Genomic DNA, 16735 nt, shown 5'->3' with positions numbered 1-16735 from the left:
AAATTCAACATATTTTTTACAAATTATTTACTCCCATTCTGTTCCTTGTATAATTTGTTATAATGAGCAATTCGATCTTTCCATTCTAAAGTTTCAAGAGGAAGTACATTATTTTCTTTTGCCCAAGTATTCCATTTAGCTTCAAGTTCCAAAACTTTTTCAGGGTAAACTTTAGAAATATCATTGGTTTCATATGGATCTTTTTTCAAGTTTATAAGTTCCCAAGGAATTGAATCATGAGGTTTAACCAATTTATAGTTTCCAGATATTACAGCACAACTAGTTTGATGCTCAAAAAACAAGTCTCGTTTCACCATTTCTTTATTTTCTAATGCTGGTATAAGACTAATACCATTAGGTTTTGAAATTGTTTTTCCATTGAATTTAGTTGGGTATTCAACACCAGCTAAATCCAAACATGTAGGTAAAAGATCGCTTATATGACTAATTTCATTAGTAACTCCTCCATTATTTTGTTGAAACTTAGGCGCCTTAATAATTAACGGAGAGCTTGTACCACCTTCATAAGTATAACACTTAAAAAAACGATATGGAGTGTTATTAAGATCTGCTCGTAAATATGCCATTTTAGATTGACGTGAATTTCCTCCATTGTCACTTAAAAACATGAAAACAGTGTTTTCATACATTCCTTTTTTCTTCAATGCTTCAACTACTTCACCAACTCCATCATCAACAATTTCAATCATTGCAGCATAGGTCGCTAACTCATCAATCCAAACATTTTGTTTTTCCTCAGGTAACTCTCCCCAACTTGGGCGTTCATTATTAAATTCATCATAAATATGTTTTGGTAAATCCATTCCTTGAGGAATCAATCCCATTTTCTCCAAACTTTCATATCTTTTTGTTCTCAAAACATCATAACCAACCTTGTAACGCTCTCTACATAATTCAACTCTGTCTTTTGGTGATTCTAATGGAACATGTGGCGCATAATGCATTAAATGTAAATACATTGGCTTCTCTTTATCATGTTTTTGAACAAATTTAACAGCGTGTTTGGTAATTTCATTCGTATAATAAAAATCCTTCGGAAATTCAGTTATATGAGTTTCATTTCGCATTAACCCTTTTACTTTATAATAACCACCACCTCCTGAAAGTCCTCCATAGGCTTCATCAAAACCACGATCTCTAGGCCAACTTCCATTTGGTTTTGGATTCTTTTTATTCAAGTAATTATCATTAACCGTTACATGCCATTTTCCTGAAATATAAGTTCCATAGCCGTTATCTTTTAAAATTTCAGCAACAGTTGGTACTTCATTACTTAATTGTCCGCGATACCCTGGGCGATGTTCATCAACAGCTGTCATCCAACCCAATCCTGCACTATGAGAATAGCGACCTGTAAGTAAAGTTGCTCTACTAGGACAACAACGACCTGTATTTTTAAACTGGCTAAAACGAATTCCTTCATTAGCCAAAGCATCAATGTTTGGTGTATTTATTTCACTTCCATAACAACTAATATCCGAAAACCCCATATCATCGCACATAATAACAACAATGTTTGGTTTAGGTTCTTCGTTAATAATTTTCTTAGATTCAGAATTACATCCAAAAATTACAAACCCAATTAAATAGCATAAAATATATTCAAATTTATTACCACGAAAATTCAAATTGTTTTGCAATACATTTTTACTTTCCATAAAGCATATTTTTAAGTTTTTCTGAATTTATTTCTGTTGAAGGATTAAAGTCTTTTGAATTCATATAATCTAAAATTGATTGATACAACGCATTTCCTTCTATAGTTTTTTCAATTTCAGATAAATTAATAGCACTTACCAAAACCTTTCCTTTTCCAACTTTAAATTCAAATAGTGTCCCCAATTTATGCGACCTCCACATGTTATCAATAGTTTGTACAATTGGTTTATAATTTTTAGGTGCATTATCTAATATTATTGGTCTTGAATTTTTTACTGCAGAAAACCATTGCCAATTACTATGAAATTCAGTAGGAAACCCTTTTAGAGAAGGATGATCATTATCTATTAATAATCCCAAAGTTCCTGGAGATGGTTCTACTCCACGGTTAACTGCTATTTTATAAAACATTCGGTACGACCAAAATTCTGTCATAAATAAACCACCAACACTATTATCTTTAATATCGTTATGGTTTGGAATTAGAAATACTCGCCCACCATTTTCTAATGTTTCTATTGTTTTTGCATCGAAGTTTTTTGAAACTGTAATACCAATAGGAGATTCAATTATTTCTTTGGAAGGATATATCCAAAGTGGATACGATTTTATAATTTCTGTTCCATTTAATTTTAGTTCCAACGTTGTTTGCTGTGCGTGTTTTATTTTTGGAAGCGTAACCTTTATTTGCCCCACTTCGGAAATTTCACCTTGCGTTGCTTCAGTTAAAAACTCACCTTCGGAAATTCCTTTTATAGCCCAACTAAGTGTTCCTTTCTTATCTTCATTTGAATAATTGGAAATCTTAATATCTGCTATAAAATTTTCTTCGGAAGCCAATGTATATTCATCAAATTCGGCAAGTAAAGTAACTGGCGCACAAAACTCTCTCCATTTTTCAGAAGAAATTGTTCCTTTAGATTCCATAAAAGCATTTAAAGGTCCAACTAAAGCAGTTCCTTGACCTGGAAAATCTTGTAAATCGAGTAATTGAAAACCTCCAAATCCTGGAGTTCTAATGCCCGATTCCATATCTTCACAATACAAGATTGAAGCCCAACGTCCGGCAGCTTTAAAAAATTCAGGCCATTGATTATACATTCCCTTTTCTTTCAATAATTTTTGCCCAATCTCTAAATTCCATGGTTTTGTAATACCTGTATATTTTTCAATCTCATTATAATCTGGATAATACGAATACTGTCCTGTTTCATGTCCAATAACTGGCACATTAGTTGTTTCAAGTGCCTTTGTGAAATTGTAACGTGTAGAAGGTTTAAGATGATTTACTATTCCTCCATCAAACTGATCGGCTCTACTGTAAGAAATACGAGTATTGTTATCGTAGTTTTCCCAAATTTTAGTTGACGTTCGTACTGTTGTAAAATAATCATCTCGAATACCTTTTTTTGGATCTCTAAAGTTATTATTTGAACCTTGCGAATACAATCTTCTATTATTATCATAGGTGCGAAAGCCATCCACCAAACGTTCCATTACAGTCACATTTCCTTTTAATTCATTTCCAATTCCAAACATTACAAACGATGCATAGTTACCGTAATTATCTAATATATGTTCTGCTGCTTTATGAAAAAACTTCTCAGCTTCAGTTTGAATACTTGAATCGTATTTTTTTCCTTTATTCGTTTTCTCCGACCCAAAAGCAACAGCATTTATATCTTTAAATGAAACACCTCTTTCCTGAGCATCCAATTCTCCCCAACTTGGCAATTCTGGTTGCATATAAATCCCAACTAAATCTGCAGCCGCAAGTGCAGCTTCAGGTGGACACCAAGTATGAAAACGATAATGATTAATTCCATATTCCTTAGCTATGTTTAAAACACGTACCCACTCTTTCACATCCATAGGAGCATAACCAGTTAGCGGAAAAACACAAGCATCGTGCTTACCTCGTAAAAAGGTAGTATTTCCATTAATTACAAACTGAGAACCGTTTTGAGTAAAAGTTCGCATTCCAAAAGAACGTCCCAATTGCTGAGTTTCACCATTTTCTAATTCTAAAATAATTTTAGCACGGTATAGAGCTGGATTGAACTCATCCCATAACAACATATCTTCGCCTAATTCTACAACTGCTTTTATTTTTTTTGAAGTACCTTCAATTTGAAAATCAATAGAAACTGACTTCGCTAAATGTTTATTTTCAGAATTAAAACTTGAAGTTTCAATTTTAATATGTCCTTTTTGTATTCCTACTAAATGATTGTCAATAGTAAATTCTAACTCAGCTTGTTTACTCTTAACCTTAGGAAAAACTCGAACCTTACTCACAAAAACCTGAGGTGTAGCTTCCAACTGAAACTTACCCAACACTCCATTCCAATTGGTTTGTGTAGCTTCTTCGTTCATATGTGATCGACCTGCAGGATGCGCACTCACAATATTGTCTACAGCTACAATCAATTCATGTGCACCTGGTTCCACATCTTTTATATAATAAACCTGAGCTGTAGATAGGTATGGATTTGTTCCTAATAACATTCCGTCTAACCAAACTGCAGTTTTACGTGTACGCTCCATACGCAGAGTAACATATTTACCTTTCCATTCCTTAGGTATATTTATAGTTCGCTTGTAATATGCAGTTCCTTCAAAATGATATTCTACTGAAAGATTCTTCCAAACCTCACGATCGTTATTAATAATTCCTTTTTTATTTTCAGCTAATGAACCTGGTAAATTAACAACATCATTAAAAGTTAAATGATGTATCGTTTGTTCTTTTAAAATTGATTCTTCTGAATATAAAGCTAATTCCCATTCTCCAGAAAGTGAAATTATTTCTTGTGAATTTGTATTCAGAACTTCTATTTTCTTTTGTTCTAATTTTTCTGAATTAGAACAACTTAGAAGTAAACAAAGTGTAGAAATTAAATAAATTGAATGTTTCATTTAAATACTCATATTTTAAAAATTTATTAAAAAAACCAATACTCTTTAAACTGTTAGTTTATTTTTTCAGGATTTACAAATTTTGGCATTCCTCCATTCTTAAAATCTGCATCACATTTTTCAAGTAATATCTTCTTTAATTCTTCTACTTTTTCAGGATTTTGTTCATTCAATACATTTTCCTCTCTATAATCATCTGGTAAATAATACAATTGAAAAATATTTTCTCTCAAAAGAGATCTTAATTTCCATCCGTTCTTAGTAACAATTGCTGGTCCAAATTTTGAAGCATAAACAGTATAATCATGCACTGACTTTTCTCCTCCAAAAAGAGTATTCAAATATGATTTACTATCTTTTCCTAGAACAGTTTTCCCATTAGTTATTTCTGAAATTGTATTTAAAAGATCATAATTCGCAACAAGTTCATTACTTACACTACCCGCTTTTATTTTCCCTTTCCAATACCAGAATAAAGGAACACGAACACCGCCTTCCCAATTAGAACGTTTTAATCCTGCCATTCCATCATTTCCATCAAAAATATCTCCATTTACTTCACTGTAAAATTTAGTGCTAATATCATTAAATTTACCTCCCGTTAAAGTTGCTCTACCATGTTCCGTTTTGCCTTTTTGACGTGTATATATCTCATGTCCATTATCACCAGTAAAAATAATTATGGTATTGTCTAAAATATCTAATTCTTCCAGCTTCTTATATATTTGACCAACACTATTGTCCAATATTTTTACCATTGTTGCATACTCTTTTTCAAACTCTGTTAAATTTGGATTATTCTTTAACTCAGCGTCAACTTTAGACACAGCAATGGGACCATGTGGCAATTGTGTAGGATAATAAATAAAAAAAGGTTTGTTTGTTTTCTTAGGATTATTACTTTCTATAAAGCTTAGTGCTTTTTCAACAAAAAGATCTTCAGAATACACCTTTTTACCATCCATATTCCAACGTGCTTTATAATTCTCTTCTGATTCAGATTCGAAAGTTACAGCACAATCAATATGAGTATTCCCAGGTATTTCGACTAAATTTCCATTTTCAAACAAGAACGGAGGATAAAATCCGTGACAACGTTTATGATCATAAAATCCATAATGGTAATCCCAACCATGACTCTTAACTCTCTCTGGAGTTGTAGCAAATCCCCATTCTAGCTTTCCTATTTCAGCAGTAACATATCCTGCTTTTTGAGCTACAGTTCCTAAAAACACTTCTCCCTCTTTAGCTGGTTTTGAAACCTTATGTATTTTTTCAGAAATTTCTTTCAGGTTAATCTCATTAGCAGGCTTAATGTAAATACCTCCTTTTGTAAGAGACCATTGTTGTTGCTGAGCATCATGCATCCCCGATATTAAACTTGCACGAGCTGGAGCACAAAACATACAGCCATAAACATTGTTAAAACGCATACCTTCGCTTGCCAATTTATCTATGTTAGGTGTAGTTAAATACTTTTGACCATAAGTGCCCAACATTCCCCTACCTAAATCATCAGCATAAATGAGAATAATATTTGGTTTGTTACCCGTTTTAATTAACTTTTCTTGCTCTTTACAAGCTGAAAAAGCAATTAATATTACAATTATTAAATATTGATATAATTTTGACATATAATTATTTATTTATGATTTTATTCAAGTTTTTTATATTTAAAGTTACTAAACTTAACCCTTCCATTACCTGTTGCATACAAACCTAATTTTAAACTTAAAAACCCTCCAAATGCATTGTGATTAAATGAAGAAACTAGTGCTGAATGATCTGTTTTTATCCAATCTTTCCCATTTAAACTATAATAAAAATCTACAGTTCCTTCTTTATTTATAAGTTTAATTGAAATCTTATCTGCTTTTTTAAAGCTATCTACTGGACGTTGCCATCCTTTATTTGAGTAATATATTTTAGATTGATCTGCTCCAGAAGAAACAAATCCTTTTTCGTTATAGAACAATGTTAATCCTCCTATTGTTCCTTCTTCTGTTTCAACATCCACTTGTGCTGAATAAGAATGATGCAAAGGCATACATAATAAAGGAAAAGCTTCACCAGTAGTTTCTCCCATTCCTTTTAAAACAAGTTTATTATCTACTAAACTATATCGCTCAGGATTGTTATTTTTATAAAACTGCCATTGAAATTTAAGTTTATTGCTCGAAAAATTATCTGATAAATCATATTTTATTGCTTTAGATTTTGCTTTAGGACGCAAAATTGGCATTTCAGTCCTTATTCCTTCTGGCGTTTTAAACCAACCATCTTTAGTCCATTCAATAGGTTGTAATAATACTTGACGTCCCATTTGGTAAAATCCGTTTTCATATCCGTGAAAAACTAGCCACCACTTGTTATTAGTATCTTTAAATGGAGTTCCATGTCCTTTTGACCACCATTTTTCAGATTTATTTTCAGTTCTAACAATTGGATTATAAGGTGAATTTTCCCAAGGACCAAAAGGGGTTTTGGAACGAGCAGAAACAACCATATGGCTTGTTGCCGGGCCTGCAGTTCCTCCTTGTGCAACTGTCATATAATAGTAATCACCACGTTTCATAAGTTTAGGACCTTCTAAACCAAAAGTTTCAACAGACCATTCTTTTGGGAATTTCCACCCTTCATATGATTTTTTTACTTCGCCAACAATTGATAAACCATCATCAGCTAACTGAACATAATGTCCTTGACTTAAATGAATATAACGTTTACCTTCATCATCTACAATATGACCTGGATCAATATGTCTTACTTTTAAATCAATAGGTTCACTCCAAGGTCCTTCTATTGAATTTGCCCAAACAACCCAATTGGTTTTATTTGCAGGAAAATAAACATAATACTTATCATTGTACTTAATCAAATCTGGAGCCCATACAGAACCTACATTTTTAGTAATTGCGTGTGAAACCGGATTCCAATTTATTAAATCTTTTGAATGCCAAATAGGTAAACCTGGATAGTAATCAAACGATGAAAATGTTATATAATAATCATCTTCTTCAACTAAAATACTAGGGTCTGGATTATCTCCTATAAAAATTGGATTTTGAAATTTATTAGTATCAACTTTCTGAAACTGTGCATTCGTTTTTATAAAAACAAAACATAAAAGCAATAATAGTTTAACTGATTTCATAATACTTTGGAATATTTATAAGGGTACTTTTTTATTATAAAAGACAAATTAAGTATTCTATTTAATCTAAATAATTAAAAAGGCTAAAGAACCGTAAAGTAACCGCAAATTAACGGTTACTTTTCAAAGTCAACACTCTAACTAACAGACGCTATAATTTAAAACAAAAGCTTCTTGAATTAAATAATCTCAACACTAATTATTATACAAATACTCTCTAATTGAATCCTTCTCCTAAATTTAGAATCGTATGTTCACGTTGAATACCAACAGCAAGTTCTGTTACGTCCTTTTTATCAATTCCTGATATCACCATTCGAAATTCTCTAGTCTTTTCATTACGACCAAGCACTAACATAAAATCACCTACTTCAACAGTCTCTTTCGCTTTTACATTATAGTTTACTTCAGCTAACTTTTTACTTCCATCAAAAAGAGATATTACACCTTCGGAATCTACTTTACTGCCCAACATAATACTTCCATTACAAATAGAGCCTGACACAAAATTCACACTAATCTCATCTCTACTTATTCGCTTCAAGTTAGACACATCAATTCGACTTGCATTAGCAATCAAATAATGGCCTAATGGTTGCCATTTTATATCCATATTACTAATCTTAAATCCATTACAGTTTGGGTTTGGTGCTTTGATTGGTAGATCAATGGTAATAGTTTTGTCTTTATTGATTTTATAATTTACAACACCATATCCAAAGAGTTCAATAGTAGCATTTTTTTTGACTTCTTCAACTGATACTGATTTCAACGTAAGCTTGCCGTTTTTAGGCCAGTCCATTGCAAAAGCAAAAAGTTTCTTTTCATCTTTACTTTGTGTATACCTGATATCTTGTGTAGTAAAATTAGATCCCTGATGTGCTAATGAGTTAGCTGCTCCTTGATGCCCTGTTATTGTTTTAGTAATACCTTCTCCATAAGTAAACCAAGGGCGAGTTTCAAAAATCCCTTCACCACATATATCATTGAATGCTCCCAAAGCTTTCAATCCACTCATAAATTCAGGTGGAATTTCCCCCGTGTGATTTGGTCCAACATTCAATAACATACAACCATTCTTTGCAACTATATCTACAAACATATCCACTACGATGTCATCACTTTGCATTTTTGGATTTGGATAATAAAACCAAGCACTTGGAGATGTATCAGATAACCAAGGATAAGATGTTAATCTTGGCATATTTCCACGTTCAAGATCTAAAGTTCCATAATATAATGGATCATCTCTACGAGACTTATGAGCAACCGTTGGTTGTTTTTGACCATATGCATGAGCTTTGTTATAAAAATTAGCAAACATTTGATTCTGAATATCAGAATCCATCCAACCTAAGCCAAAGTCAAACCAGAGAAGATCTGGTTCATATTTATCAACAAATTCGGCCACAACATCTCGCCAATGTTCTTGATAATCACGTGGAATTTTTTTCCAATCATTATCTCCCTGCCATTTATATTTAACCCATTTAAACCCTTCTTCATTTATATATGTTTCAGAAATTCGTTCACGTTTATTTCCATAAAATTCTGGAGCTTCTTTACCATCAAAATCCCAAGCGCCTTCATAGTAACGGTGAGTAAATCCATGATGAAAGGTTCCTATAAATTTAATCCCTCTTTTTCGCAATGCTGTTGCCATTTCACCACAAACATCTCGTTTAGGTCCCATTTTAGATGAATTATAAGGGTTAATTTCACTATCCCACATATAAAACCCATCATGATGTGTAGATACCGTACCAGCAAACCGGGCACCAGCCATTTGGAAAAGATCAGCCCATTCCTCAGGATCAAAGTTCTTGGCAGTAAATTGTGGAATAATATCTTTAAATCCAGTCTTTTCTGTTCCTCCCCAATATTTTTTGTGATACTCAAAACCTTTGGAACCGGGTAAATACATTTGCATACCATACCAACCAAGTTCACCTGTATTTAATTTGTCTTCGAATTTAAGAGCTTCAGTAACTGGTCCCCAATGCGTATAAATTCCCAACTTAGCATCACGAAACCACTCAGGTGCTTCATAGTTAGCTTTTAAACTTTTAACAGTTGGTAATATTTGAGATTGTGCATTTAGCTTCATGAAAACGAAACATAAAAACAATAATAGTTTACTTGATTTCATAATGTTATTCTATTTTATCTTGTCTAAATTTTACAAACAGAAAACAAAGTAATCATTAGAATTGATATTATTGAATTCAAAATAATAAAGAACCGTAAAGTAACCGCGAATTAACGGTTAATTATCAACCTCAACACTCTAACTAATAAACGCTATACTTTAAAACAAAAGCTTCTTGAATTAAATAATAAAACCACTTTATCAGAAAAAAGATAAAGTGGTTTTACTAAATAAGATTTACCTGTTACCTAAAATATTAGTTATTCTATTTTTTTTTATTAGATTTTGATTTATTCCTTAATTTACATCCTCTTGCATCAATTTTATTCACATCCAAAATTACAGGTTCCCAAGCTTCAACCGGTTTAAAACTAACATCGTTATAATCTGCTCCTGAATGGCTTTTCTCTATACTCTTAAAACGGTTTAACAATTGTTTTATTTCTGTAATTCTAATCTTATTATTCAATTATCTAATAATAAAGTAACTCAACACACCTTAAAATGTTTCGACAATTCCACCGAAAGTTTCTCTAAGTTCTTATTTTACTTAATATTATAAAAAACTCTTTGAGCTCCTATTGTTTTTATTTTTGATTTATTAGGTTTACTTGAAAATCTTTATAAAAAGATTCAAAAAACATTGATTTTTTTATATCAACTAAATAATTATCACAATGAATAAACGTTATTTTTTTAAAAAATGTATTATAATTTTTCTACTAATCTTCAATATTCTAAGTTGTAGTTCAGATAGTGAAATAATTCCATATGAAGAAAACACTTTAGTAAAAGAGGTAGATACAAATACTCCATTTAATCTAGAAGATATTTCAGCAGTAAATGAAAATGATTTTTACATTGATAAAATTAATGAAGTAAGTAAAGTTGTAAATTTGGTTGATGACTATAATGTAGATGAAACTGATACTAAAGATGATAGTGATTTACTTCAAAAAGCTATTGATGATATAACTTTATTGCCAAAAGGAGGGAAAATAATTATTCCAGAAGGAACTTATTATTTTAATCAAATTGTAATGAAGTCTAATGTACATATTGTTATTGATAATGGGACCATATTAAGATTAACTAATGATACAAATAGGAATTTTATGTTCCTTTGTGGAGAAAGTGGTGATCGTATAGAAAATTTTAGTGTAAGAGCTAAAACAGGTAGATTTACTATTGATATCAATAAAGCACCATTAAATGAAAAAGCTTTGGCATTTTTTGTGAAAAATGCTCAAAATTTCATGTTTTCCGATATGAATGTGTTAGATAATATTACTAGACTTGCTGCATTAGTCTTTACTACTGTAATACACAATGGAAATCACGTAATTCCTAAAAATGGAATCGTAAAAAATTCAGATATTAGAGAATCACATGTTGGATACGGATTAGTACAAGTTAATGCTGGTAAAAATATGCTTTTTAAAGACCTTACAGGAGAAGGAGGTGTTGTTGTTAGATTGGAAAGTGGAAGCAAAGATGTAATACCCCTTAGAGAAGAAGGATCAATTCATAATATGGTTGTTAGAAATATATTTGGCGAAAACTGTAACGCTGCAGTAATGATATCTCCTCATTCAATTAAAAATGGCGAAGTTGATGTAGATGGAGCTAAAAGTAACAGTTGTATACATACTGTTCGAATAGATAGAGGTGATGATCGAAATAATGAAGAAGGAGTTGCAGGATATTTTAGTGGTGATTGTCTTGTTAAAAACGTACATGCTACATATGGAGAAACTACGCCCCTCAAACTAGGACATTTTAGATGGATACCTTGTGAAATGAGAGATTTAATTGGGTATACAGCAAATAGAGATAGTGACAAAAATTTTAATGGCCCATCAGCAGCCGCACTCAGGTATTCAGCATATCCAGAAAATGGAGGAAGTATGGATAAAGGTTATTTTAATGTAGAAATACCTAAAAAAACTATAACTCAAGAAGGTTTTAATGAACAATATCAACCTAAAAAAATTCAATGGGAATCCGATGCTGATTTAACTTGTAAAACGAAAAGAACATAATAGTATAAAATACTAGAGTTATTAATTGGTAACAATAACTTATCATAGACTATTAAACTAACACTCTCAATTATAAAAACAAAAAACTCAGGATTAAATTCAATCCTGAGTTTTTTGTTTAAACTTTTATGCTGCTTTTGATATTCCTACTATTTCTTCTTCTTTTTATTTTTTGATTTACCCTTCAACTTTCCTCCTCTTTTAGGGTCAATTTTATTTATGTCTAATATTACAGATTCCCATTTTTCAACAGGTTTAAAAGTTGAATCATTGTAATCTGCTCCTGATTGACTTTTTTCTATGCTTTCAAAAGTTTGTAGCAATTCCTCTTCCATTTCCTTTGCTCTTTTAGGCATTGATTTAGCAATATTATTTTCTTCTGACCTATCCTTTGAAACGTCATAAAGTTCCCTTGCTGGAAATAATAATTTATAACCATCTTTTACTATAGATGTTGTTCCTCCTGAATATCTAAAAACAACTGATTTAGATCTTTTGTTTTCCTTTCCTTTAAGAATTGGTAAAATATTTTGGCCATCAATAGGTCTGTTATCTGGCATATCATAATTCACTATATTCTGAATAGTGGGAAGATAATCTAATGTAGACATCACAGTACTAGACTCCGTATTTTCTCTAATAATACCTGGCCAAACAGCAAAAGCAGGTACTCTCACACCACCTTCATATAACGATCTCTTTCTACCTCTTAATCCATTAGTTGTTCCTGCGGTTCTTCCTGAAGCCTTTCCGCCTTCTGGTCCATTATCAGAGCAAAAGAATATTATAGTATTATCTAATTGATTTGTTTTTTTTAAGGTTTCAACAATACGTCCAACTTGTTCATCTAATTCAGTAATACACCCATAAAAATGGGCTGCTTCATTATATCCTTCATACATTTTTAGATATTCTGGCCCAGCTTCAACATTTTGATGAGGAGCGTGAAACCAAACAACCGATAAAAATGGTTTTTTATTATCTACAGCCTTTTCAATAAAAGGAACTACTCTATCAACAACAACTCTTGCAGCACCTCCCATTAAGCTTTCATTTCCTTCTCCTTTTAGAGCAATTCCATTTTCATAAAACGGATTATTTTTAGCTCTAACACCTATTCCCGGATTCCACGTTGTTACCGCAGATTCTGTTACAAAAGAAGTATCATAATCTCTTAACCAAGGTGGCGCAAAATTCAATACTGGTTTTCTAGATGCTCCTTTGGAAGATTCTGTTTTACTTAATGTTCCTAAATGCCATTTTCCAAAATGACCTGTAGTATAACCTTTTTCTTTAAGCATTTTAGCTATTGTAATTTCTTGCTTAGGAAGATGACCTCTATTTGCGCTAAACACTCCCATACGGTCATGATGTCTTCCTGTAAGTAGTGTTGCTCTAGTTGGTGAACAGACCGAATTTCCTGAATAAAAATGATTTAATATCATTCCTTTTTTTGAAAGTGCATCTAGATTTGGTGTCTTTATTATTTTATTCCCATTAAAACCGGTATCTCCATAACCCATATCATCAGCCATCATTAAAATAATGTTTGGTTTTTTAGATTGAGATTGCAAATTTCCTAAGAAAAAAACACAGATTACAAACAGAAATATAGAGCTAAGCTTATTGTGATTTAATTTATTCATTTTACTTATAAAAATTTAATTGAATCTATTTTTTTACTTTTTTAACTTTTTTCTTTCTAATAGATTGGAAATCCTTATCCAAAGACTTTTTCTCATTCCAATTTACATTTTGATCAAATAAAAGAGGAAAATGTTCATACTCGTGGCCTTCTATTAATCTTTCTTTCATTGTCTTTAGTTCAACACTATAATAACTTTTCATTCGATTTAATACATCTGAATTTTTATTTATTACATTATGCATTTCAAAAGAATCATTTTTTAAATTAAATAATTCCTCCGTAGGCTTCATTCCTTGGCTTGCTGAATTCCAAAACACATATTTCCAATCTTTAGTAACAATGGCCATTGAATGTGCTTCTGGAACTCCCCAAAAATTAAACAACGGTAAAGATTCTCTCACTTCTGAATTAGGTTTTTTTAGCAATGGAATTAAACTTTTACCATCCATTTCTTCAGAAACTGGTAATCCCGAAAAATCTAGAATTGTAGCTGCCATATCTACATTAGATGTTAATGCATCACTAACTTTATTATTGTATTTTTTTGGTAAACGCGGATCGTAAATAATTAAAGGAGATTTTGACCCCTCTTCATAAGGTAAAACTTTACCTGCAAAACCATGGGCACCGCAATTATAACCATTATCTGAGGTGAAAATAATAATTGTGTTTTTATCTAATCCTTCTTCTTTTAGTCCATCCATTATCATACCAACTGCAGCATCAACTCCAGATATTAAAGCATAATAATCACGTGCAGATTGATCAAAATCTGTTATCCAATAGCGATATTGAAGTGCTGCTCTAGAAGTATGCGCTTGAGCGGATAAATGCTCTCCATTTTTAACACCAAAATTAATTGGTTTTGTAAATGTTTTAATAGATTCATAACGTTTTAAATCAATTGGATCTGGTGTTGTAGGTCTGTGTGGAGCTTTAAAACTAACACTTAAACAGAAAGGCTTTCCTGATGCTTTTGCATTTTTCATAAAATCTTGAGCCCAAGCTCCATTAGCTCTAGTAGCATGTGGATACTTCACAGCATACTTAACCAACGGCTTATTATTTGCAGTTATATAAGACGTTTGACCTGGTCCACCGGCAAACTCATCGAAATCTTTTTCAATATCATCAAATTTTTCACCTTCAATAACAAATCCCACTTTACCTACAAAGCCTGTATAATAACCTTCTTTTCTTAATTTAGCGGTATAGGACTCATTAAATAATTTACGCTCCAAATCACCATGTCCAAAATTCGTTCCATGTCTATATTCATATAACCCCGTCATAACACAAGCTCTACTAGCCATACATATGGAAGTTGTATTGTAATGATTGGTAAAACGAATTCCTTTATCTGCCAATTTATCTAAATTAGGCGTAATAATATCCTTATTTCCATAGGCACCTAGCGTATTTATTGTTTGGTCATCGGAAAAAAGAAAAATAATATTTGGTCTTTCTTGAGCATTTACTGAAGATAATTTTATCAAACAGCAAATGACTAACAATCCTATTTTTTTCATTTTTTATGCTTTTTTAATACTTTGTTTTTTCATTAGTTCTTTTATTCTAGCTTTTAATTCTTCCGGTGATTCAATTTCATAATCATCATTAACTACACCTTTATCAGTCATCCACTTTTCTCCTGTATGAGATTTTGTCCAAGCTTTTTTTGTATCATGTCTATTCTCAACTTCCTTCTCTACTACAGATGGATTAAATGGAAAACCAGAATGTGTTACGTTACTAATAGAAACACTATAAGCTTTTGGCTGTTCTGAAATCACTCCTAAAGATGGACCTGAAAAAAACTTTTCATCAGACCACATTTTAAGTTTCTCTAAATACTTTGGATCTTTATATAACCCCAAACTTGTTCCTTTAAGTTGCGCTGACTCTCCATAAATTGCATGAATATTTTTCACTGAAGATTTAGAATCAAACCAACCAGGAGTTTGATCTGGAGCATTTTTCTTTACATGGCCATCTCCCATAGAAAATGCTTTTACACATCCAATTGCTAAAATACCATCAACTGTAACAATCCCATTTTTTGCAGAATGTGGTCCCATCATAACTGCTACTTTACCATCTTCGCAAATAACGTTTTTTGCAGACATATCAAACACGCCTACGTTTTTATTATTTGCTCCAACTTCTAATCTAAAACCAACACCTCCATAGGTATAAATATTTTCAAAATGCACTGTTTGTCCTCCATGACATTGAATAGCTCCATAACCTGGACTACCTCTAAAATGACGGTAATTTCTAATTAAACCATCTGTTGGACGAGAAACCTCCCAATCTGAAACATCTTCTTTTGAACTTGACGGCCCAAAACTTGTTCCACAATACACTGTATAATTATCTTTAATATCTACATTTTCAATTAAGAAATTCTTTACCATTTTAACCATAAAAGCTCTTTGTTTATCTTGGCTTTTAAGTTGGTGATAATCTATAACAAATGGACCTCCAACACCTCTTACACTAACGTTTTCAATATACTCAGAACTATTTTTATCGTCTGTATCAAACTTAAAAAACACACCTTTTTCTTCTGTTGCAGCTTTTACCTTTTCACCATTTTTAGTGCCTTTTTTATCTTTCTTAGTTCCTTTTTCCCTTTTTGCTTTTTTATCCTTTTTAGATCCTTTTTCCTTTAATGAATATTTAGATTTTTTATTCTTTTTTAGACCCTTTTCTAACTCTAAATTCTTTTTATCTTTTTTTAATCCTTTAGCGCCAATTGAAACTTTATTAGACTTAAGTACAGTACCCTTTTCTATTAAAATATGAACATTAGATTTTAAGGTAACACCCTCAATATTATAAACTCCTTTAGGTATATAAATACTTCCTCCATCTTTTTTATTTGTAACCTGATCTATTGCTTTTTGCAAAATATATCCTTGTGGCTTGACTGCATTATCATTTACCAAACCATAATCTTTTTTAAGATCTACTTGGAATCCATTAGGATTCATTTTTTCTACATATTGTGCTTTTACTGAAAATATATTCAGCACAAATAGAAAAACAATTAATTTTGAAAAATTCAATCTATTTTTCAATTCTATTTTTCTTTCCATTGTTTTTAATATTATCTTGTTTAGGCTAATTAAAGACAAACA

At 31.5% G+C, this 16735-nt stretch carries 10 protein-coding genes; 1 reads left to right on the top strand and 9 read right to left on the bottom strand.

The genetic code is table 11. The annotated features are described in order from the left end of the window. Positions 1-23 precede the first annotated feature (23 nt). From DAD81_RS18410 to DAD81_RS18385, 6 genes are all read right to left on the bottom strand, one after another. Positions 24-1679: an arylsulfatase gene (locus tag DAD81_RS18410; RefSeq protein ID WP_111709782.1), complete on the bottom strand. Its 1656-nt coding sequence runs from the start codon at positions 1677-1679 to the stop codon at positions 24-26. Further along, the gene (locus tag DAD81_RS18405) at positions 1669-4599 is read right to left on the bottom strand and encodes a sugar-binding domain-containing protein (protein ID WP_111709781.1); all 2931 of its coding nucleotides are present in this window, start codon (positions 4597-4599) and stop codon (positions 1669-1671) included. Before DAD81_RS18405 ends, DAD81_RS18410 begins: the two co-directional genes overlap by 11 nt. Positions 4600-4652: 53 nt before the next feature. Continuing rightward, complete coding sequence (locus DAD81_RS18400) at positions 4653-6233, bottom strand: sulfatase-like hydrolase/transferase (RefSeq protein WP_111709780.1); 1581 nt, start codon at positions 6231-6233, stop codon at positions 4653-4655. A 20-nt stretch (positions 6234-6253) separates the two neighbouring features. Then, complete coding sequence (locus tag DAD81_RS18395) at positions 6254-7753, bottom strand: family 43 glycosylhydrolase (RefSeq protein ID WP_111709779.1); 1500 nt, start codon at positions 7751-7753, stop codon at positions 6254-6256. Between the two features lie 217 nt (positions 7754-7970). Then, positions 7971-9902, bottom strand: coding sequence for an alpha-L-fucosidase (locus DAD81_RS18390; protein WP_111709778.1), 1932 nt, complete (start codon positions 9900-9902; stop codon positions 7971-7973). 265 nt (positions 9903-10167) lie between these two features. After that, positions 10168-10371, bottom strand: a complete 204-nt coding sequence (locus DAD81_RS18385) for a hypothetical protein (RefSeq protein WP_111709777.1) — start codon at positions 10369-10371, stop codon at positions 10168-10170. Positions 10372-10579: 208 nt separating this feature from the next. Between DAD81_RS18385 and DAD81_RS18380 the strand changes: the two genes are divergently transcribed. Further along, the gene (locus tag DAD81_RS18380) at positions 10580-11944 is read left to right on the top strand and encodes a glycosyl hydrolase family 28-related protein (protein ID WP_111709776.1); all 1365 of its coding nucleotides are present in this window, start codon (positions 10580-10582) and stop codon (positions 11942-11944) included. 149 nt (positions 11945-12093) lie between these two features. On the opposite strand, the gene DAD81_RS18375 is transcribed toward DAD81_RS18380, so the two are convergent. From DAD81_RS18375 to DAD81_RS18365, 3 genes are read right to left on the bottom strand one after another with little or no spacing between them, the layout of a single operon-like run. Then, positions 12094-13590: a sulfatase family protein gene (locus DAD81_RS18375; protein WP_111709775.1), complete on the bottom strand. Its 1497-nt coding sequence runs from the start codon at positions 13588-13590 to the stop codon at positions 12094-12096. Positions 13591-13615: 25 nt separating this feature from the next. Next, positions 13616-15121, bottom strand: coding sequence for a sulfatase family protein (locus DAD81_RS18370; RefSeq protein ID WP_111709774.1), 1506 nt, complete (start codon positions 15119-15121; stop codon positions 13616-13618). 3 nt (positions 15122-15124) lie between these two features. Beyond that, complete coding sequence (locus DAD81_RS18365; protein ID WP_111709773.1) at positions 15125-16693, bottom strand: hypothetical protein; 1569 nt, start codon at positions 16691-16693, stop codon at positions 15125-15127. Positions 16694-16735 lie beyond the last annotated feature (42 nt).

It is taken from the genome of Lutibacter citreus (genome assembly GCF_003260195.1).
GTDB classification, from domain to species: Bacteria; Bacteroidota; Bacteroidia; order Flavobacteriales; family Flavobacteriaceae; genus Lutibacter; species Lutibacter citreus.
The sequence above is the reverse complement of the archived record's forward strand: the minus strand, read 5'-3'. Positions and strand labels throughout refer to the sequence as shown.